Here is a 20,379-nt window from a genome sequence, read left to right as displayed (position 1 = left end):
AATCTATCGATTTATTAAAAAAAGTATAGAAGGGACGGCGCAAAAAGCGCCATCCCGTGGAAATTTATTCTTCTAATCTGATGTCTAGTCCAAGGCCTTTAAGCTCGTGCATCAATACATTGAATGATTCCGGCAAGCCTGGTTCCGGCATGGTCTCTCCCTTAACGATAGCCTCGTAAGTCTTAGCCCTTCCGATAACGTCATCCGATTTAACGGTAAGTATCTCCCTAAGCGTGCTCGATGCACCGTATGCTTCAAGAGCCCAAACCTCCATCTCCCCGAAACGCTGTCCACCAAACTGCGCTTTACCTCCAAGAGGCTGCTGCGTGATGAGCGAGTACGGACCGATAGAACGCGCGTGCATCTTGTCGTCTACCATATGGCCCAGCTTCAGCATGTAGATAACACCTACGGTTGCCGGCTGGTGGAAACGCTCTCCTGTACCACCGTCATAAAGATACGTGTGGCCAAAGCGCGGTATTCCTGCCTCATCTGTCAGCGCATTGATCTGGTCAAGGGTAGCACCATCGAAAATAGGCGTAGCAAATTTCTTGCCTAAGTTCATACCGGCCCATCCAAGCACCGTTTCATAGATCTGCCCGATGTTCATACGCGATGGTACACCCAGCGGGTTAAGAACGATGTCTACCGGAGTACCATCCTCAAGGAACGGCATGTCCTCATGGCGTACGATCTTCGCAACGATACCTTTGTTACCGTGGCGTCCTGCCATCTTATCACCCACTTTAAGCTTACGTTTCTTAGCGATGTAAACTTTAGCAAGCTTAAGGATACCTGACGGAAGTTCGTCACCCACCGTAATGGTGAATTTCTCCCTCCTCAATGCACCCTGAAGGTCATTCAGCTTGATCTTATAGTTGTGGATAAGGTCGTTTACCATTGCGTTGGTATCGTCGTCCGTAGTCCACTGCCCTTTGGTAAGGTGCGCAAAATCTTCAACAGCATACAGCATTTTCTGGGTATATTTCTTGCCTTTTGGCAGTACTTCCTCACCCAGGTCGTTCATAACACCCTGCGAAGTTTTTCCGTTGATGATGTTGAATAGCTTATCGATAAGTTTCTCTTTAAGCTCATTGAACTTAACTTCGAAATCCATCTCAAGTTTTCCTAAATCATCTTTATCCTTAGTACGCTTGCGCTTATCCTTCACGGCACGCGCAAACAGTTTTTTATCAAGAACAACACCATGAAGTGAAGGCGAAGCTTTCAATGAAGCATCTTTCACATCACCGGCTTTGTCACCAAAGATCGCACGAAGAAGTTTTTCTTCCGGTGTAGGATCTGATTCCCCTTTTGGAGTGATCTTACCGATAAGGATGTCGCCAGGCTTCACCTCGGCACCAATCCTGATCATACCGTTTTCGTCAAGGTCTTTGGTCGCTTCCTCACTTACGTTAGGGATATCGTTGGTCAACTCTTCGTTACCCAATTTGGTATCCCTTACTTCCAGTGAATAATCATCCACGTGGATTGAAGTAAAGATATCGTCACGAACCACTTTTTCAGAGATCACAATCGCATCCTCGAAGTTGTAGCCCTTCCATGGCATGAACGCCACTTTAAGGTTACGCCCAAGGGCAAGCTCACCATTTTGCGTAGCATAGCCTTCGCAAAGTACCTGGCCCAGTTTTACCCTGTCGCCTTTCCTTACGATCGGCTTAAGGTTGATGCTGGTGCTCTGGTTGGTTTTCCTGAACTTGATAAGCTGGTAGGTTTTCTCGTCAGCGTCAAAGCTTACGCTTCTTTCGCGGTCGGTCCTGTCATATTTAATAGTAATCTGGTTGGCATCAACATACTCAACGGTACCATTGCCTTCGGCATTGATAAGTACCCTTGAGTCAGAAGCTACCTGGCGCTCCAATCCTGTACCCACGATAGGGGCTTCCGGACGTAAAAGAGGAACTGCCTGGCGCATCATGTTCGATCCCATCAGCGCACGGTTCGCATCATCATGCTCAAGGAACGGGATAAGCGAAGCCGATATCGAAGCGATCTGGTTTGGCGCAACGTCGGTATAATGAACCACTGTAGGATCAACAACCGGGAAGTCACCTTCCTCACGGGCAATTACCTTATCGGCAGTGATCTGTCCGTCATCGTTCATATCGATATTCGCCTGTGCGATCATTTTGCCTTCTTCCTCCTCTGCACTCAGGTAAACCGGTTCAGACTGAAGGTCAACCACTCCATTGGTCACTTTACGGTATGGCGTTTCAATAAAGCCCATTCCGTTTACCTTCGCATAAACACCAAGCGAAGAGATCAAACCGATGTTCGGGCCTTCCGGTGTTTCAATAGGACAAAGACGGCCATAGTGCGTGTAGTGAACGTCACGTACCTCGAAACCTGCCCTTTCACGGGAAAGACCGCCCGGCCCAAGAGCCGATAGCCTACGCTTGTGCGTGATCTCCGCAAGCGGGTTCGTCTGGTCCATGAACTGCGATAGCTGGTTAGTACCAAAGAACGAGTTGATAACCGAAGACAATGTCTTGGCATTGATAAGGTCAATCGGGGTAAATACCTCGTTGTCCCTAACGTTCATACGCTCCCTGATAGTCCTTGCCATACGTGCAAGACCTACACCAAACTGAGCCGACAGCTGCTCGCCTACCGTACGCACGCGACGATTAGACAAGTGGTCGATATCATCAATCTCTGCTTTAGAGTTGATAAGCTCAATAAGGTATTTTACTATGGTAATGATATCCTCTTTGGTAAGCACCTGCTTTTCCATAGGGATGTCAAGCCCAAGTTTTTTGTTCATCCTGTAACGGCCTACTTCACCAAGGTTGTAGCGCTGGTCAGAGAAGAACAATTTATCTATAATGCCACGAGCCGTTTCCTCATCAGGCGGTTCTGCGTTACGCAGCTGACGGTAAATGTGCTCTACAGCTTCTTTCTCAGAGTTAGTAGGGTCTTTTTGTAATGTATTGTGGATAATGGCATAATCTGCCTGGTTATTATCCTCTTTATGAAGCAGTATCGTTTTCACGTTAGAATCGATGATCTCCTCAACATTGTCTTTGTCAATGATGGTGTCACGATCCAGTATGATCTCGTTACGCTCAATAGAAACCACCTCGCCTGTATCCTCATCCACGAAATCTTCGTGCCAGGTATTCAATACACGCGCGGCAAGCCTCCTGCCAATATATTTTTTAAGACCGGTTTTAGAAACCTTGATCTCTTCAGCAAGGTCAAATATCTCAAGGATGTCTTTATCCCTTTCGAAGCCGATAGCCCTGAACAAAGTTGTAACAGGAAGCTTTTTCTTACGGTCGATATACGCGTACATTACACTGTTGATGTCGGTAGCGAACTCGATCCATGAGCCTTTGAAAGGAATTACCCTTGCAGAGTATAATTTAGTTCCATTTGCATGGAAAGATTGGCCAAAGAAAACTCCGGGCGACCTGTGAAGCTGCGAAACAACCACACGCTCAGCACCGTTAATAACAAAGGTACCGCTTGGTGTCATATAAGGGATAGTTCCCAGATATACATCCTGCACAATTGTTTCAAAATCCTCATGCTCAGGGTCTGTACAGTACAGCTTCAGCCTTGCTTTAAGTGGCACGCTGTAAGTAAGCCCCCTGTCTATACACTCTTCAATTGTATATCTTGGCGGGTCAACAAAGTAATCAAGGAATTCCAACACGAACTGATTTCTTGTGTCAGTGATCGGAAAGTTTTCCATGAAGGTGTTATAAAGACCTTCGTTGCCCCTCTCATCCGATTTGGTTTCCAACTGGAAAAAATCTTTGAACGACTTTACCTGAATGTCAAGGAAATCCGGGTAATCCGGGATGTTTTTAGTAGAGGCAAAATTTAATCTTTCAGTCTGATTTGTTATCATCAATGGACAAAATTTTGATTAAAATAATTTAAATAAAAGCGTATAAAATGTTATTATACGAAAAATGGTTTAGGCCTTTGAGAGTTCTTCTCAAGGCCTAAACCTGGGTTTTTTAACCTATGTAAGCTTATTTAAGCTCAACAACAGCTCCGGCTTCTTCCAGAGATTTCTTAAGGCCTTCAGCCTCATCTTTAGAGATGCCTTCTTTAACGTTAGCAGGAGCTCCGTCAACTAGGTCTTTAGCTTCTTTAAGTCCAAGTCCTGTAAGTTCTTTTACAGCTTTAACTACAGCAAGTTTAGAAGCACCGGCATCTTTAAGAACTACTGTAAATTCAGTTTGCTCTTCAGCAGCAGGAGCGTCTCCGCCAGCAGCAGGACCAGCAGCAACTACAGCAGCAGCTGCAGGCTCGATTCCATACTCATCTTTCAATATTGTAGCTAGTTCGTTAACTTCTTTAACAGTAAGGTTAACTAGTTGTTCTGCGAATTGTTTCAAATCTGCCATTTTTTCTATCGTTTTAAATAGTTTGTAATATATAATTTATTAAGTGCGTTCTCGCGGTGGTGTTACCTTTCAGATAACGTTTTAACAAGTCCTGCAATAGTGCTGCCGCCTGATTTAAGAGCAGAAACAACATTTTTAGCAGGAGACTGAAGAAGACCGATGATTTCTCCGATAACTTCATCCTTAGATTTAAGCGATACAAGGGCATCAAGCTGGTTGTCGCCGATGAATACTGCTTCGTGGATGTAAGCGCCTTTTAGTACAGGCTTATCAGATTTTTTACGGAATTCCTTGATGATTTTAGCAGGAGCGTTTCCGTTCTCTGCGATCATTATAGAAGTGCTTCCTTTCAGTATAGAAGGCAGGTCGCCATAGTTATTGTCAAGGCTGCCCATTGCTTTTTCAAGCAGGGTGTTCTTAACAACTTCAAGCTTAATGCCCGCTTTGAAACAAGCCCTTCTAAGGTTTGAAGTATTTTCAGCATTCAGGCCGGAAATATCGGTAACATATACAACATTAGTACCGGCCAACTGTGCAGTTAAATCTTCAATAACTCTTGATTTTTCTTCTTTGGTCATAATATAAAATTTTTAACTGCCAATTAAACTGCTTTAGGATCTAAAGGAATAGCCGGGCTCATAGTAGATGAGATATGGATACTCTTTATGTACTGGCCTTTAGCTGCAGTTGGCTTCAGTTTGATTAATGTCTGGATAATTTCGTGAGCATTCTCGGTGATCTTGTCAGCATCAAAAGAGATCCTTCCAATACCGGCGTGAACGATACCTGTCTTATCAACTTTAAAGTCAATTTTACCGGCTTTCACTTCCTGAACTGCTTTACCTACTTCCATAGTAACAGTACCGGTCTTAGGGTTCGGCATAAGTCCGCGAGGACCAAGTATCCTACCCAAAGGACCAAGTTTACCCATTACTGCAGGCATTGTGATGATAACATCAACATCAGTCCAGCCGTCTTTGATTTTCTGAAGGTAATCATCTAAACCTACGAAGTCTGCACCGGCAGCTTTAGCTTCAGCTTCTTTGTCAGGAGTTACAAGGGCAAGAACCCTTACATCTTTACCTGTTCCGTGAGGAAGCGCCACAACGCCCCTTACCATTTGATTCGCTTTTCTTGGATCTACACCCAGACGTACTGCGATATCAACAGACTCATCAAATTTTGCAGAAGCAACTGTCTTGATCAATGCAGATGCATCTTTCAATGAATACAGCTTGTTCTTCTCAATCTTTGAAGCAGCCTCTTTCTGTTTTTTTGTCAATTTTGCCATTTCGTTTTCTTTTTACGATTAAAAAGGAGCTGCTCCTGATACGGTTATACCCATAGACCTTGCAGTACCGGCAACCATGCTCATTGCTTTCTCGATAGTGAAAGCATTCAGGTCCGGCATTTTGTCTTCTGCGATAGCCCTGATCTGATCCCAGGTAACGCTTGCAACTTTTTTACGGTTCGGCTCACCCGATCCGCCTTTTAGCTTGGCAGCATCCATCAGCTGTATAGCAGCCGGTGGCGTTTTAACAACAAACTCGAAAGATTTGTCTTTGTACACAGTAATCTGTACCGGTAAAACTTTGCCGGGCTTATCCTGGGTCCTGGCATTGAACTGCTTACAGAACTCCATGATATTAACGCCCGCAGCTCCCAAAGCAGGTCCAACCGGTGGCGACGGATTCGCAGCACCTCCCTTAACTTGTAGTTTAACTACTTTACTAATTTCTTTAGCCATTTCTTTAAAAGATTTAGCACATCTTCAATTGGAAGCGAGGATGTGATTTATAATAAGTGTAACAAAAATTATACTTTTTCAACCTGCATAAAGCTGAGTTCCAGCGGGGTCTTCCTTCCGAAGATCTTCACCATAACCTCAAGCTTACGCTTTTCTTCATTTACCTTTTCAACCGTACCGTTAAAACCGTTGAAAGGCCCGTCTATCACCTTGATCGTCTCGCCTACCGTAAATGGTATCGAAACATTATCAGTCTTCACAGACAGTTCGTCTACCTTACCAAGCATCCTGTTTACCTCAGAAAGGCGCAATGGCACTGCATCGCCACCTTTTGTTTCTCCAAGAAAACCGATAACACCGGCTATAGACTTTATTATGTGTGGTATTTCACCTGTCAGGTTAGCCTCAATCATTACATATCCCGGAAAGTACACCCTGTCTTTGCTGATTTTCTTTCCTTCGCGCACCTGCACTACCTTCTCGGTAGGCACAAGAACCTGGGAAACATAATCTGCCATGCCAAGCCTGTTGATCTCGGTTTCGATATAGTTCTTAACTTTATTTTCCTGACCGCTTACCGCTCTAACGACATACCACTTTTTGACACTGTTATCAGTCATCATTATAAAATTAGTTTTTTAAGAAACTATACACTTTTGCCACAAGGACCTCGAAGCCTTTATCAACACCAAAGGTGATCAGGGCAAATATTACCGAAAAAACCGCAACAATAATTGTAAGGCGCTGTACCTCTGACCACTCAGGCCAGGTAACATTCGTTTTTAGCTCGCCAAATGCCTCTGATATATAATTGGTAACCTTCATTGTATTTCCTTTTTTGCACGGGCGGAGGGATTCGAACCCCCATCAACGGTTTTGGAGACCGCTATTCTACCCTTGAACTACGCCCGTTTGTTAAAAGCCAGCCGATGCACAAGCATCTGCTGGCTTTTTATTTATTTAAAAATAATTAGTCAAGAATTTCAGTAACCTGACCTGCACCTACTGTACGACCACCCTCACGGATAGCGAAACGAAGACCTACGCTAAGAGCGATTGGACTAAGTAGTTGTACATCGATAGTAAGGTTATCACCTGGCATAACCATCTCAACACCTGCAGGAAGAGAAATTGTTCCTGTTACGTCAGTTGTACGAACGTAGAACTGAGGACGGTAGTTGTTGTGGAATGGAGTGTGACGTCCACCTTCTTCTTTCTTAAGGATATAAACCTCAGCTTTGAAGTGAGCGTGCGGCTTAACAGATCCCGGCTTAATGATAACCATACCCCTTTTGATATCAGACTTATCGATACCACGAAGAAGAAGACCTACGTTGTCACCAGCTTCACCCCTGTCAAGGATTTTACGGAACATCTCAACACCAGTGATTGTAGAAGTAAGTTTCTCAGCACCCATACCGATGATTTCAACCGGGTCACCTGTGTTAGCAACACCTGTTTCGATACGGCCTGTAGCAACAGTACCACGACCAGTAATTGTGAATACGTCTTCAACCGGCATTAGGAATGGCTTATCAACGTCACGTGCAGGAAGCTCGATCCAAGTATCAACAGCATCCATCAATTGCATTACTGTATCAACCCATTTTGGCTCACCGTTAAGTGCACCAAGAGCAGATCCCTGGATAACCGGTCCGTTATCTCCATCATACTGATAGAAAGAAAGAAGGTCACGGATTTCCATTTCTACAAGCTCAAGAAGCTCAGCATCATCAACCATATCCACTTTGTTCATGAAAACAACCATACGAGGAACACCTACCTGGCGACCAAGAAGGATGTGCTCACGTGTTTGTGGCATCGGTCCGTCTGTTGCAGCAACCACAAGGATAGCACCGTCCATCTGGGCAGCACCTGTAACCATGTTTTTCACGTAATCCGCGTGACCCGGACAGTCAACGTGCGCATAGTGACGGTTAGCTGTAGCATACTCTACGTGTGAAGTATTAATAGTAATACCCCTTTCTTTTTCTTCAGGAGCGTTGTCAATTTGGTCGAATGACTTAGCCTCAGAAAGACCTGCATCTGCCAATACTTTTGTAATAGCAGCTGTAAGGGTTGTTTTACCGTGGTCAACGTGCCCGATTGTACCTATGTTAAGGTGCGGCTTCGACCTATCAAAAGTTTCCTTTGCCATGATTTAATAATTTAATCTTAGTTATATAATTAGTGTTCAAATTCTAACGTTGAGCCAATGACGGGATTTGAACCCGTGACCTCTTCCTTACCAAGGAAGCACTCTACCCCTGAGCTACACCGGCGGCTTCCATTTATTTTAAATTTTAAATGCTATATTTTAAATTCCCTTGCGGCAATCATTCAACATTCACAATTTATCATTCAAAACAAAAGTTTTGTGGGGAGAGCAGGATTCGAACCTGCGAAGGTTTCCCAACGGATTTACAGTCCGTCCTCGTTGGCCGCTTGAGTATCTCCCCTCCTTAACCTTTTACTTTTCAGTTGCTTATCGAAAACGATATTTGAGCCGATAGAGGGACTCGAACCCACGACCTGCTGATTACAAATCAGCTGCTCTAGCCAGCTGAGCTACACCGGCAACTTATAATAAAAAAGTCCGCTATTTCTAACGGACTGCAAATGTATAGATTTTATTTTTTAATCAAAACATTTTTGATATTTTTTTTCTCATTATGAATGAGCCCTGATTTTTTGTTTTCTTTTCATCAGTAAACGTTCCATTGATTCAGCCGCAAGTTCTACCGCTTCCTCAAATGATTTGCACTGTTTTTTGACTATGAACTCATCTCCCGGGACTGCAATCTTTATCTCTGCAATCTTATTTTCCTTATCGCTTGTATTGTCCAGCTTAAAAAACACATCCGAAGTCACTACTTTATCATAATACTTTTCAAGCTTATCCAATCTCTCCTGAACATAGCCAACCAGTTTCCTGTCAACCGTAAAGTTGACTGCATGAACATTTACTTTCATAATTATAACTTTTTTATCGTTAGACATTTAGGAATCACGACGGCTGCGCGGGTGGGCATCACCATACACCTTTTTTAACTCTGCAAGACTGCTGTGGGTATATATTTGTGTGGATGATAAACTTGCGTGGCCTAATAATTCCTTTACTGAATTTAAATCCGCCCCGTTATTAAGAAGGTGTGTTGCAAAAGTATGCCGCAAAATGTGCGGGCTCTTTTTCACCTTGCCGGAGACAACACTAAAGTAACAATTTATTAACCTATAAACAAACGATTCGCTGATTTTATCTCCTTTGGCATTCAAAATTAACACATCCCTGTCGCGGATACCCGGAAGCCGTTGCCTTTCAGCCATGTATTTGCTTATAAGCTCAGCTGTACAGCCAAGCACCGGCAGTATCCTTTCTTTATTCCGTTTACCCAATACTTTAAGCGTCTGATTTTCGGGATCGTAGCTTCCCAGTGTAAGCCCGATAAGCTCTGCACGGCGCATGCCTGTAGTGTAGAACAACTCTATAATAAGCCTGTTGCGTATACCCTCAAAATCTTCTGGGTATTCATTGAAGTCGACAACATCCTGAAGTTCCTTCTCCGAAAAAGGAACCTGAACTTTTTTTTCGGTTTTGAGTGCCTTATGCTTTTGAAGCGGGCTGGACTCTATCTGTTTGGCTTTGAGAAGAAATTTATAGAAAGATTTGAGGGAGGACATTTTCCTGTTGACAGACGAATTCGATATACCATCATCCACCAACTGCACAATCCAGCTCCGCACCTGGCTGTAGTTTACCTCTTCGAGCGCTGCGCCTTCATCGCACGCCTTAATAAACGACTCAAAAGCGGTAATGTCGTCCAGGTAGGCGCGCAGGGTGAGAAGGGAATAGTTCTTCTCTTTCTGCAGGTAATCGCGGTATGCCTGTTTGCTGTTAACCATAAAAAACCGTTACACGCAAAGTTAAACTTTTAGCGGTAACGGTTATTATTTTGATCCGAAAAAACTACTAGTTCTCTAATGAGTCGCGTAGTCCCTGGATATAAGCTGCTTTCTGGATCTCAGCCCTCCTTGATACAGATGGCTTGATGAACGCCTGACGACGCCTTAACTGACGAACAACTCCGGTTTTGTCGAATTTACGCTTGTAACGCTTTAGCGCCCTATCGATATTCTCTCCGTCTTTAATTGGAATAATTAACATAGCATAACACCTCCTCTCGTTAAGGCTGCAAACTTAAAACATTATTTTAGATTATGAATTATAAATTTGAAATTTTTATTCCGGGCATTTATCACTGTAAACCAATGCATTGTTTGTCAAACCAAATAAAACGGGCTGCCCTTAAGCAGCCCGTTTATATATTATAGAGTCAAAACTATTCTTTAAGCAGGTTGCGTGATATAACCAGCTTTTGTATCTCTGTAGTACCTTCGCCAATCGTGCACAGCTTGGAGTCACGGTAAAATTTTTCAACCGGGTAATCCTTGGTATAGCCGTAGCCTCCATGGATCTGTACCGCCTCATTGGAAACGCGCACACATACCTCCGAAGAATACATTTTGCCCATAGCGCCGGCAACAGTCATTTTCTTATTATTATTTTTAAGGTAAGCCGCTTTGTGAAGCAATAGCTCCGACGCTTCGATCTCGGTAGCCATATCTGCAAGCTTGAAGGCAATGCCCTGGAAATTGCTGATTGGCTGGCCGAACTGGTGGCGCTCTTTTGAATATTTCAATGCAGCTTCATAAGCGCCCTTTGCTATACCCAATGACAATGCGCCAATAGATATCCTTCCGCCGTCAAGCACTTTCATCGCCTGGATAAAGCCCTCGCCTACCTCGCCCAGCCTGTTAGCATCAGGGACGCGGCAGTTATCAAATATAAGCTCGGCGGTCTCGCTGGCACGCATGCCCAGCTTGTTTTCTTTTTTACCGCTGGTAAAGCCCGGCATGCCTTTTTCGAAGACGAAAGCCGTCATACCTTTAGAGTCGCCTTTTTCGCCGGTACGCACTATAACCACAGCAATGTCGCCTGATTTTGCATGCGTGATAAAGTTCTTGGCACCGTTCACAATCCAGTGGTCGCCGTCTTTTACAGCAGTAGTATTCATTCCGCCTGCGTCAGACCCGGTATTATGCTCTGTAAGGCCCCATGCACCGATGTGCTCGGCAGTAGCTAGTTTTGGTATCCATTTTTTCTTTTGCTCTTCGTTACCAAAAGTCAAAATGTGGTTGGTACATAGTGAATTGTGTGCTGCAACCGACAACCCGATGGAAGGGTCTACCTTAGAAATCTCCTCGACAATGGTAATGTACTCATGGTAACCAAGGCCGGAACCCCCAAGTTCCTCAGGAACAAGGACACCCATAAAGCCCATCTCGCCTAATTTTTTAAAAAGGTCTACCGGAAAATGCTGGCTTTCGTCCCACTCCATAATATTCGGACGAATGTGTTGTTCTGCAAAATCCCTGATCGACTGCGCGATCATGTTTTGCGTTTCGCTATATTCGAAATTCATGTCTGTAATTTTAGAATTCCAAATATAGAGCAATTATTTTTATTTTATCAACAGGAAAATCATTAATTTTTGACAATTCTTCAATGTTGGCGATTTTACCATTCATGCTTCTACGGGTGAGTATCGCTTTGGCAAGATTTCTATTAAAGTATGAAAACCGGGACAACTGCTGTAAAGAAGCGGTATTCACATTGATTTTATTGACATCGGGCGCCGCGCCAACCTTAAAATTTTTCTTCAGGCCGGCAACAGCTTCGGGGGAAAGATCGCCTATATCTTCCATTTGGTCCATGCTTACGAAGGCGCCAAGATCGGCGCGATAACGCAAAATTTTCTTAGCGAAGTAAGGACCTATCCCATAGACTTTTACAAGGTCTTCCTCCAATGCTGCGTTGATATCCAATTGGGCAACCTTCTTTTCTTCTTTACTATAAGCAGGTTTGGTTTCCTTTTCTCCGAAAGCACGATTTTCGTGTTCAGGAGCGTTCTCTTTCTTATTGACCCAATCCGGGAATTTAAAGTATGGCGCCAGCTTTGCGAGCAAGCTGTCGGATACTTTAGTGACTTTCCTGAAGTCGTCGGGAGAGTTGATGAACTTACCTGTTTTCCTGAAAGCGTGCAGCCTGTCGATCTCTGCAGCGGACATACCCAGGGTGTAGCCTTTGTAATCGGAAATGAAATTAGGATTGAAGGGATAAATTGAGTCTTTGCCGCCTACAGCTTTTTTAGATTTGAGGGCGTCGATTTCGGGCTGAAGCGCAAGCCATTCTTTTTCTTCAGCGGATCGTGTTTTTTCATCTGAAAAATCAACTGAAGCCACTATAAAATAAATTGCCTGGAAAACAATGACCAACAAAAACAATGCCACGATGCCTTTTCGCTGCCCGGAAGAAAATTGCAAAAGAAAATTAAATGGCTTCATGTACACCTGCGATTAACTAAAGATCGAAAACAGAGCTCCTTTTTGTATAGATCATGTCCTTTAGTTTCAGCCAGAAAGCGAGCGTAAGGTAAACGCCAAACCACAGCCCTACCGTTACGAAGGATATGTAGATGAAAAACAGACGTACGTTGGTAGCGCGCATGCCCAGCCTGTCGGCAAGGCGCTGCGACACTTCAAAGCCATGCTTTTCGAAAAAGTGCCTGATATCAGTTATGATTTTCATTATTTGTTTCAGGTTTAAAGTTTAAGGTTGCTCACTCCAACTGAATTGCTTCAAAAGTAGTAATAAAATCAATTGCTTTTTAAAAGTTCCAGTCCCAGGGCACATTGCATGCAGCGCTTGCGGGAGCAATATTCGTTGCGGAGCTGAAGGAGCGACTGGGTATCGTAGGCTGATCCAGCAGTGACTTTAAACGACCGGAACTTATCTACAATTGCGTTCTTCTCGGGCGCTACGGCCTGCAGAAGCGCCACAAGCTCTTCGCTAACCTCTTTCCCCGTGCTTTTGGCATATGCAAAACGAAAAGGGATTACCGTGTTGATGATAATAAGGTCGATAAATGATGCGGTAAGCGCTTTTCGTTTTTTAGTGCTTTCTTTATCGAAGGTATAATGCGATTGCCAGTAGGCCGATGCCTGCACTTCAAATACTTTATAAATCTCTTCAACCGTGGCACAATTGATTATTTTGGAAAAGAGGTTTTGATGGGCATTGTATAGCGCGGCAAACTGCGACAATCGTATAGTAGGGAAATTATCGGGGCGGTGCCTGAAAAATTCCAGGTTGTCAATATGTACCCGCTGCAATTGGTGCTTGTTGCTCATGTACTCAAATCGGGCTTTCAGGTCAAGCGGATACACATCCTCGGGATCGCCATCCAGCAGTCCGGCCCTTCCAAAGAAAAGCGCTTCAAGGTTTCCGGCATCAAAGCTTTCTTTACGAACTAAAGCAAAAGGCAGGGAGCCCGCTATTGCATAAAATGCATTGCCATTGGTATTAAGCCCGAAATTTTTAGCAAGGAAACAGAAGAGTACGGCTTCCCAGTCGTTGCCGGTCTCTTGTGCCAGTTGTATTATAGGTGCGGCTTTGCGTTCGAGGCGCTCGAAGAACAAGCGCTCTTTCCAATTCTCAAGTATAAAGGAATTCATAGTTTCCAGTTCCTTTTCGCAGTATATCCAGGTTTTGGCGGCGGCCAGGGCATTATAGCTTTCGAGCAGCTTCGGGTCGGTATAATGCTTTAGCTCCAGCACTGGAATTTCAGAGTTGTCCTTTCGCAGTACCTGGGTATCGTGATCCCAGACTACGTGCAGCACGACATTGTCATAATTAGGATCGTTTTCGTGGCTGTGCAGGTACCAGTCGGACGACCGGAGGTGTATCTCCACATTGCCTGCCCATTTTTGCCCGCCTATAACGATCTGCGCGTTGAAGAAATCCGGGCCGGTCTGCTGCAGGTACTGCCCGGCGTTTAGTATCTCGATGTCTTCACCCTGCACGGTTTTCAATCCGTGGATGCTGAATTTTTTATAGTGCCAAACGTGGTGTAAAAAATCTTCTTTCATGGCGTGTAAATAATTACTAAAGTAAGGATTTTGCCATGAATTACACAAATCTAAATATTTATCGGTGTGACAAAAAAAACCGGTACGATTGTACCGGTTTGGTTGGGCAACAAAGCCTTACTCCTTTACTGCCTTCTCTACTTTTATGCCTTTATCCGTGAGCACTTTTACAAAATATATTCCTGAGGCCCTTGATGAAAGGTCAATCGTTGTATGAACATCATTTGCGGTTGCCGACTGCAGCAACCTGCCCTGGATATCGTACAACTGTATTGATTTTATATTGGAATTGGCTGATATGGTTACAATGTCCTTAACCGGATTGGGATATACTTTTACCGAATTATCCTTTGCAAAATCACCGCGGCTCAAAACTTCGAAAGTTGTTGTCGCTTCATTAGTCTGTATTGGCCAGTTGTAATCGAAGAAGATATCGGCCTGCTGAGTCACGTCGTCATTTACCTGTAGCGTACTCTTTGTTTTTATCTTGAAGGTTACATTGCCTTTTTCTTCCGGGCCAAGGTTGATGTTGTCGAAAATGAATTCCACTTTGTTGCCTTTGATCCTTGTATGTATAGCATGGGAAGCGTCCATTAATTGCAAAGAGCTAATATCGAATTTTGTTTCGTCGATATTGTCTTTTACCACAATAAAAGTTGCCGGTGCTGTACCGGTATTCTCAAAATTGATATTGTAGTGGAGGTAGTCGCCTATCCTGTCCGGGAAAACACTGTGGCCTTCTAGGCAGGTGATGTCGTTGGGGTCGAAGGAGCCAGTAACTATTTGGTTTAATACAAATGTATTATCGGCAGGGTTTTCATCGCTTGTTGCGGATGTTACCGATGCCGAGAATGCCAGCACATCATCAATATTTACCGCAGGTGTTTCCATTGGGCCGTTCAGATTAAAAGTGACAAATACAGTGCGGCTTTCAAAAGGCAGCAGGTCACTATAGTTCCACGAGAGTGTGCCTGTTGCTGAAGAAGTTTCTGCGGGGTATGCTCCCACATAATCCAAAACATTGTCATAATAATTGAGGGTTATAGCACCGGAAAGGGTTTGGTTGCCTTTGTTTCGGTAAATTATTTTATAATAGGCATCAAAGCCGGGCTGGGCATTCCATAACGGTGTTATTACGACCTCTACATCGGGATGCACACCGTCGGCAGTAACACAGAAATTTTGGGTAGTAGTGCTGTTATCAACCACTTCCTGTGTAATAGCTGCCATAGGAGGTGTTACGGTAAACCAGTCGTTTTCCAGTTGCGGGGTTAGTGTATAAGTACCTGCCTGGGTAAAAAAGTTATAGTGACCGGAAGCCGTGAATGTACTTAGCTGCTCAAGGCCATTATCGATATTGAGCCGAACAAAGCCGGTATAGGCATCATTTCCATCGCAGCCATTGTTGTTGTTGTCGAAAGTGAGATTACCTGCAATTGTATTATAATCGCCGCCAGGGGTAAAGGAGCAGTAGGTGCTGATCTGCGTATACTGGCCTGATTGCGCAGTTGTTGTTATTAAGCCTTCCATTCCTTCTTCAACACAGACATAAACAGGAAACATCTCAAGAGTATTTATTACCACAGAAAAAGATTCATATTCCGTAACTCCATTTTTCAAATTGAGGTAACGAACACCCTGTTGAATAATAGGATTGTCATAATAAATGTTTAGCCGGGTAAGTGCTGTACATCCGCTAATATCTATTGAGGTAAGATTGGCATCATTCCCATCATTATCAAGTAGCAGTTCGGCCAAGAACGGTTTATCGCCTAATGTAATTGATTGTAGTCCATAGGCATGTTCCATTTTAAGGAGCTGTAGGTTCGTGCACCCTGAAAAATTACAAATTCTTTGGTCTGATTCAGCCATTTGTACTCTTTCAATAGCCGGTAACTGTGTCATATCGATGTTCATAGCCGAATAATTGACCTGTAAGTCCGTGAGGCTGGATAATCCAACGTTAGATATATCAGCATAAAATGCATTTTCAATGAAAAGGCTTTTTAAATTAGAAAGCCCGTCAATATTAATTTCATCACCACCAAAATAAGCAATACTCAAATGTTCAAGATTTGAGAGTCCTGTAAGGTTAAGCACAATGACATTATAAAGATAGTCTAGTGTTAGCGTCCTTAAATTTGAGAAAGCTTCAATTCCCTGAATGCTCACGCCATCATAATTATTGGTGATAGTCATTTCCCAAACAGCAAGGGCTTCACTCATCTGTACTTCGCCATCACCGTTGGCATTAATAACGATACTATTTCCTGTACTATTCTTTGCTATAATATCATCTCCTGTTAAAAGAGCATTTTTAAAAGCAACATCCGGTATATTCACGATCTGTGCGCCTGCTATCCCGGACAGCAGCAGCATTAAAAAGAGTAAAGTGCTTTTCATGGTATTTTTGGGTTTATTTATTCTATAGTCGCGGTAATTGGAAAAGGTTGCGTAGAATAAAATAAAAAAAAACAAAAGTATATCACACCTTTAGCTTCACCTGCCCGTCATGAAGGAGGTACAACTTAGCGCAGGCTCTTGCGTCGCTCAGGGCTTCGTGGTGGTTGAGCTGTATGCCGTTGCGGTCACTGCAGTATTTTAGGTTGGCTTTGGGATAACCCTTGGCACGGTATATTTTGCAGGTGCATTCCCAGCGGTCGGCTATTTCGAGCTCATCGTAATAGAGGCCGTACCAACTCATGGTTTTCATCAGCACATTGCGGTCGAAGGATTCATTGTGGGCCACGATTTTCCGGCCAAAAAGTCTTTTGCTTATTTCGGGAAACAGCATGTCGAATGTGGGGATGTTAAGCGTTTCAATCGGCTTTATGCCATGCACCATGATGTTGCGGTACCAGTATTCGTTATCCGGCGGCTGGATGAGGGTGTAATATTCCTCGGTGATGATACCATCCTCAACGGTCACGATACCCACGGCGCAGGCACTGTGGGGGTATCCGGTGGCAGTCTCGAAGTCTATGGCAGTGAAGTTCATGGAGCAATAAATCTTTGGCAAAGATAATCAAGATTTTTATAAGCATCCTTCAGGTTGAGTATTGTATAATTCTTTACATAATAGTATCTTTCTGAATCTAAATTTCTTTTTATGAAATTCCCTTACCTTACAACTGATAATTCCAAAACAACGATAATTATCCGGATGATCGTTGGTGCGGTGTTCCTTTCGGAAGGCATACAAAAATTCCTGTTTCCCGAGCTAAGGGGAGCCGGGCGCTTTGAAAAGATCGGTTTTCCGGAGCCCGATATGCTGGGGACATTGGTGGGTTCGTTTGAAATTGCCTGCGGAATTCTGGTAATCACAGGATTGCTTACCCGCCTCGCCAATATCCCGCTGGCCGTTATTATGCTGGTGGCATTTGCTACTACCAAGTCGGAAGTGTATGCCAATGAAGGATTTTGGGAACTCCTCCACGGCAGCAGGACCGACTGGTCGATGCTTTTGGGAAGCATTTTTTTATTAATAAAAGGAGGTGGAAGATGGTCTGTAGATAAGGCGGTCACTACAACGCGTAATACGAATGGAGCACCGGCTTAAAGAAACCATTGCATTATTTGCAAGGCTGGGCATTACTGCTTTTGGCGGTCCCGCAGCCCATATTGCTATGATGCGCCATGAAGTTGTAGCCAAACGCAAATGGATGGATGATTCGGCATTTATGGACCTTGTAGGAGCCACAAACCTTATTCCCGGGCCAAACAGTACCGAACTTGCGATTCATTTAGGAAAAGAAAGAGCCGGAGTAAAAGGGCTGGTAGCCGCAGGGCTATTTTTTATCCTTCCTGCCATAATCCTTACGGGATGCATAGCATGGCTGTATAAAAACTATGGCACCCTCCCGGAAGTTGAACCCTACCTTTACGGAATAAAGCCGGCCATTATCGCGGTCATTTTATGTGCTGTGTGGCCAATGGCAACAGCTTCGGCAAAAAATACTGAACTCGTTATTCTGGGCTTTACCTGCCTGGCAATGGCTTTACTTGGGTTTAATGAGATTATCATTCTTTTTGGAGCGGGACTCCTGTATATGGCTTACAAATCCCGCAGCTCCCGCCAAAAAATCCGAAGCTTATCGCTGCTGCCTTTGTCGGGAACGGCAATGGGAAGCCCCGGCTTATTCTTTACATTCTTAAAAATAGGTGCAATATTATACGGCAGCGGCTATGTACTCTTTGCCTTCATAGATGCCGAATTGGTTGTCCCAGGCATTATATCCCGGCAGCAGCTGACAGATGCCATCGCAGTAGGGCAATTTACCCCGGGCCCTGTCTTTTCTGCCGCAACTTTCATAGGATACCAGGTAAACGGGATAACGGGAGCACTGGCTGCAACAGCTGGAATCTTCCTGCCGTCATTTGTATTTGTTGCACTGCTTAACAGGATCGTTTCCAAGCTGAAAACCTCCCGGAGCTTTGCGTTATTCCTTAGTGCGGTTAATGTTGCTTCGGTGGCTGTTATTGCCGCCATCTGCTGGCAAATGGCTTACGAAACTATCAGGTCATGGGAAACAGCTGCCATTTTGGTGCTTAGTTTTGCCCTGCTATTTACATTTCCAAAACTCAACAGCGCTTTTATAATAGTATTTGGTTCCGTTGCAGGCTATATCCTTTCGTTACTCCATTAATAAAGAAGCCCCGCATTGCGAGGCTTCAAAGTTTATTTTATCGAGCTTATAATATCGTGCTTGGTAATGATATGGTGCTTGCCGTTGCCGAGGTCTACCAGTACGGCCTGGTTGTCTTTGTTGATGAGCTTTGATATCTCCTCAATAGACGTATTCTTCTGTACTATAGGGTAAGGCTTGCCCATCACTTCGCGTATCGGCTTTTCGGCGATGTCCTTGTCTTCCACATAGCTGCGGAACAGGTCGGTTTCATCTACAGAGCCTACGAAACCGTGGGTATCGATAACCGGTATCTGTGATATCTTGTATTTGCGCAGGCGCTCGATAGCATGACTTACCAGCTCTTCGGTACGCACAATAACAAGCGGTTTGTCAGCATGGTCTTTAATAAGGTCTTCTGCTTTGGTAATCTCCTCGTCAAGGAAACCGCGCTCGCGCATCCAGTCGTCGTTGAACATTTTCCCGACATAGCGGCTGCCACTGTCGTGGAATAATACCACCACTACATCGTCCGGCCTGAATTCATCTTTAAGCTGTAATAGCCCTTTGATGGCCGCCCCTGCTGAGTTACCAACAAAGATACCTTCTTCCAATGCCAGCTTACGGGTGTAAACAGCTGCATCCTTATCGGTCACTTTTGTAAAGCCATCGATAAGGGAGAAGTCAACATTCTTAGGAAGGATGTCCTCCCCTATGCCTTCGGTGATATACGAATAGATCTCATTCTCATCGAATATGCCTGTTTCATGGTATTTTTTGAATACCGAGCCATAGGTGTCTATGCCCCAGCACTTCACATTGGGGTTCTTTTCTTTCAGGTATTTAGCCACACCGGAAATAGTTCCGCCAGTACCCACACCTACTACGAAGTGTGTTATTTTGCCTTCCGTCTGTTCCCATATCTCCGGGCCGGTCTGCTCGTAGTGTGCTTTTGCATTGCTCAGGTTATCATACTGGTTTACATACCATGAGTTTGGCGTTTCTTCTGCCAGCCTTTTCGAAACTGAATAGTACGAACGCGGGTCGGTCGGCTCCACGTCAGTCGGGCAGACCACCACCTTAGCACCTACGGCACGAAGGATGTCCATCTTTTCTTTGGACTGCTTGTCACTGATAACGCATATCAGCTTGTAGCCTTTCACGATAGCACATAAAGCAAGCCCCATCCCGGTATTGCCTGATGTACCTTCAATTATGGTGCCACCCGGTTTCAGGCGCCCGTCGGCTTCGGCATCCTCGATCATCTTTACGGCCATCCTGTCCTTAACGGAGTTACCCGGATTGAACGTTTCTACTTTTGCCAAAACCAAAGCATCAATGCCTTCGGTTATCTTGTTCAGCTTTACCATCGGCGTGTTACCTATGGTGCCCAGTATATTTTCTGCGTATTTCATTTTTACTATTTTACGACCGCAATCCGGTCAAAACGATGCAAATATATTGTATATAATTTTAAAACAGCAATTAATTCACAATTTGAGTAACTGTCTAAATTTTAAAGAGAACAATATTTTTAACCAGATAGGTTTTAAAAGTCAGGCAATTTATTTCACGCAAAGCCGCAAAGCCGCAAAGACTCATACCGTCCACATTTCAAGCCGCAAAGTCATTGCAA

Annotated in this window: 20 protein-coding genes and 4 tRNA genes; 2 read left to right on the top strand and 22 right to left on the bottom strand. The window is 44.1% G+C overall.

Annotated elements, in window-relative coordinates; all coding sequences use genetic code 11:
• Window positions 1–64 precede the first annotated feature (64 nt).
• From rpoB to HYN59_RS08725, 21 genes are all read right to left on the bottom strand, one after another.
• Window positions 65–3,877: a DNA-directed RNA polymerase subunit beta gene (gene rpoB / locus HYN59_RS08825; protein WP_108777918.1), complete on the bottom strand. Its 3,813-nt coding sequence runs from the start codon at window positions 3,875–3,877 to the stop codon at window positions 65–67.
• 127 nt (window positions 3,878–4,004) lie between these two features.
• The gene (rplL, locus tag HYN59_RS08820) at window positions 4,005–4,382 is read right to left on the bottom strand and encodes a 50S ribosomal protein L7/L12 (protein ID WP_108777917.1); all 378 of its coding nucleotides are present in this window, start codon (window positions 4,380–4,382) and stop codon (window positions 4,005–4,007) included.
• 62 nt (window positions 4,383–4,444) lie between these two features.
• Window positions 4,445–4,960, bottom strand: a complete 516-nt coding sequence (gene rplJ, locus HYN59_RS08815) for a 50S ribosomal protein L10 (RefSeq protein WP_108777916.1) — start codon at window positions 4,958–4,960, stop codon at window positions 4,445–4,447.
• A gap of 23 nt (window positions 4,961–4,983) precedes the next feature.
• On the bottom strand, window positions 4,984–5,673 hold the full coding sequence (rplA, locus tag HYN59_RS08810; protein ID WP_108777915.1) for a 50S ribosomal protein L1: 690 nt from the start codon (window positions 5,671–5,673) through the stop codon (window positions 4,984–4,986).
• Between the two features lie 18 nt (window positions 5,674–5,691).
• Window positions 5,692–6,129, bottom strand: coding sequence for a 50S ribosomal protein L11 (gene rplK, locus HYN59_RS08805; RefSeq protein ID WP_108777914.1), 438 nt, complete (start codon window positions 6,127–6,129; stop codon window positions 5,692–5,694).
• A gap of 68 nt (window positions 6,130–6,197) precedes the next feature.
• Window positions 6,198–6,749, bottom strand: a complete 552-nt coding sequence (nusG, locus tag HYN59_RS08800; RefSeq protein WP_108777913.1) for a transcription termination/antitermination protein NusG — start codon at window positions 6,747–6,749, stop codon at window positions 6,198–6,200.
• A 10-nt stretch (window positions 6,750–6,759) separates the two neighbouring features.
• Window positions 6,760–6,954: a preprotein translocase subunit SecE gene (gene secE / locus HYN59_RS08795; protein WP_108777912.1), complete on the bottom strand. Its 195-nt coding sequence runs from the start codon at window positions 6,952–6,954 to the stop codon at window positions 6,760–6,762.
• Between the two features lie 16 nt (window positions 6,955–6,970).
• A tRNA-Trp gene (locus tag HYN59_RS08790) sits at window positions 6,971–7,041 on the bottom strand.
• A gap of 58 nt (window positions 7,042–7,099) precedes the next feature.
• The gene (tuf, locus tag HYN59_RS08785; RefSeq protein WP_108777911.1) at window positions 7,100–8,287 is read right to left on the bottom strand and encodes an elongation factor Tu; all 1,188 of its coding nucleotides are present in this window, start codon (window positions 8,285–8,287) and stop codon (window positions 7,100–7,102) included.
• A gap of 52 nt (window positions 8,288–8,339) precedes the next feature.
• Window positions 8,340–8,411, bottom strand: a tRNA-Thr gene (locus tag HYN59_RS08780).
• A 96-nt stretch (window positions 8,412–8,507) separates the two neighbouring features.
• Window positions 8,508–8,588 (bottom strand) — tRNA-Tyr (locus HYN59_RS08775).
• 45 nt (window positions 8,589–8,633) lie between these two features.
• Window positions 8,634–8,707, bottom strand: a tRNA-Thr gene (locus HYN59_RS08770).
• Between the two features lie 92 nt (window positions 8,708–8,799).
• On the bottom strand, window positions 8,800–9,102 hold the full coding sequence (gene hpf, locus HYN59_RS08765) for a ribosome hibernation-promoting factor, HPF/YfiA family (protein WP_108779687.1): 303 nt from the start codon (window positions 9,100–9,102) through the stop codon (window positions 8,800–8,802).
• A 27-nt stretch (window positions 9,103–9,129) separates the two neighbouring features.
• Complete coding sequence (locus HYN59_RS08760) at window positions 9,130–10,032, bottom strand: tyrosine-type recombinase/integrase (protein ID WP_108777910.1); 903 nt, start codon at window positions 10,030–10,032, stop codon at window positions 9,130–9,132.
• 67 nt (window positions 10,033–10,099) lie between these two features.
• Entirely contained in the window at window positions 10,100–10,294 is a 195-nt protein-coding gene (rpsU, locus tag HYN59_RS08755; protein WP_108777909.1) for a 30S ribosomal protein S21, read from the bottom strand.
• Between the two features lie 175 nt (window positions 10,295–10,469).
• Complete coding sequence (locus HYN59_RS08750) at window positions 10,470–11,612, bottom strand: acyl-CoA dehydrogenase family protein (protein WP_108777908.1); 1,143 nt, start codon at window positions 11,610–11,612, stop codon at window positions 10,470–10,472.
• Between the two features lie 10 nt (window positions 11,613–11,622).
• Complete coding sequence (locus tag HYN59_RS08745; RefSeq protein ID WP_108777907.1) at window positions 11,623–12,534, bottom strand: ComEA family DNA-binding protein; 912 nt, start codon at window positions 12,532–12,534, stop codon at window positions 11,623–11,625.
• A gap of 16 nt (window positions 12,535–12,550) precedes the next feature.
• Complete coding sequence (locus HYN59_RS08740) at window positions 12,551–12,778, bottom strand: PspC domain-containing protein (protein WP_181369538.1); 228 nt, start codon at window positions 12,776–12,778, stop codon at window positions 12,551–12,553.
• 68 nt (window positions 12,779–12,846) lie between these two features.
• The gene (locus HYN59_RS08735) at window positions 12,847–14,118 is read right to left on the bottom strand and encodes a DUF2851 family protein (RefSeq protein ID WP_108777906.1); all 1,272 of its coding nucleotides are present in this window, start codon (window positions 14,116–14,118) and stop codon (window positions 12,847–12,849) included.
• Between the two features lie 117 nt (window positions 14,119–14,235).
• Complete coding sequence (locus HYN59_RS08730; protein WP_108777905.1) at window positions 14,236–16,521, bottom strand: DUF7619 domain-containing protein; 2,286 nt, start codon at window positions 16,519–16,521, stop codon at window positions 14,236–14,238.
• A gap of 82 nt (window positions 16,522–16,603) precedes the next feature.
• On the bottom strand, window positions 16,604–17,116 hold the full coding sequence (locus tag HYN59_RS08725) for a 3'-5' exonuclease (protein WP_108777904.1): 513 nt from the start codon (window positions 17,114–17,116) through the stop codon (window positions 16,604–16,606).
• A 111-nt stretch (window positions 17,117–17,227) separates the two neighbouring features.
• On the opposite strand from HYN59_RS08725, the gene HYN59_RS08720 reads away from it, so the two are divergent.
• Both HYN59_RS08720 and chrA read left to right on the top strand, forming a co-directional pair.
• Window positions 17,228–17,677: a DoxX family protein gene (locus tag HYN59_RS08720; RefSeq protein WP_108777903.1), complete on the top strand. Its 450-nt coding sequence runs from the start codon at window positions 17,228–17,230 to the stop codon at window positions 17,675–17,677.
• Window positions 17,661–18,764, top strand: a complete 1,104-nt coding sequence (gene chrA, locus HYN59_RS08715) for a chromate efflux transporter (protein WP_108777902.1) — start codon at window positions 17,661–17,663, stop codon at window positions 18,762–18,764. The genes HYN59_RS08720 and chrA overlap by 17 nt, the downstream gene beginning before the upstream one ends.
• A 32-nt stretch (window positions 18,765–18,796) precedes the next feature.
• Here the strand turns inward: chrA and HYN59_RS08710 are convergent, their stop codons facing one another.
• Entirely contained in the window at window positions 18,797–20,158 is a 1,362-nt protein-coding gene (locus tag HYN59_RS08710) for a pyridoxal-phosphate dependent enzyme (protein WP_108777901.1), read from the bottom strand.
• Window positions 20,159–20,379: the final 221 nt, after the last annotated feature.

Source organism: Flavobacterium album (genome assembly GCF_003096035.1).
In the GTDB taxonomy this organism is placed as follows: Bacteria; Bacteroidota; Bacteroidia; order Flavobacteriales; family Flavobacteriaceae; genus Flavobacterium; species Flavobacterium album.
Note: the sequence above shows the minus strand (reverse complement) of the source record. Positions and strands in the feature narration are given on the sequence as shown.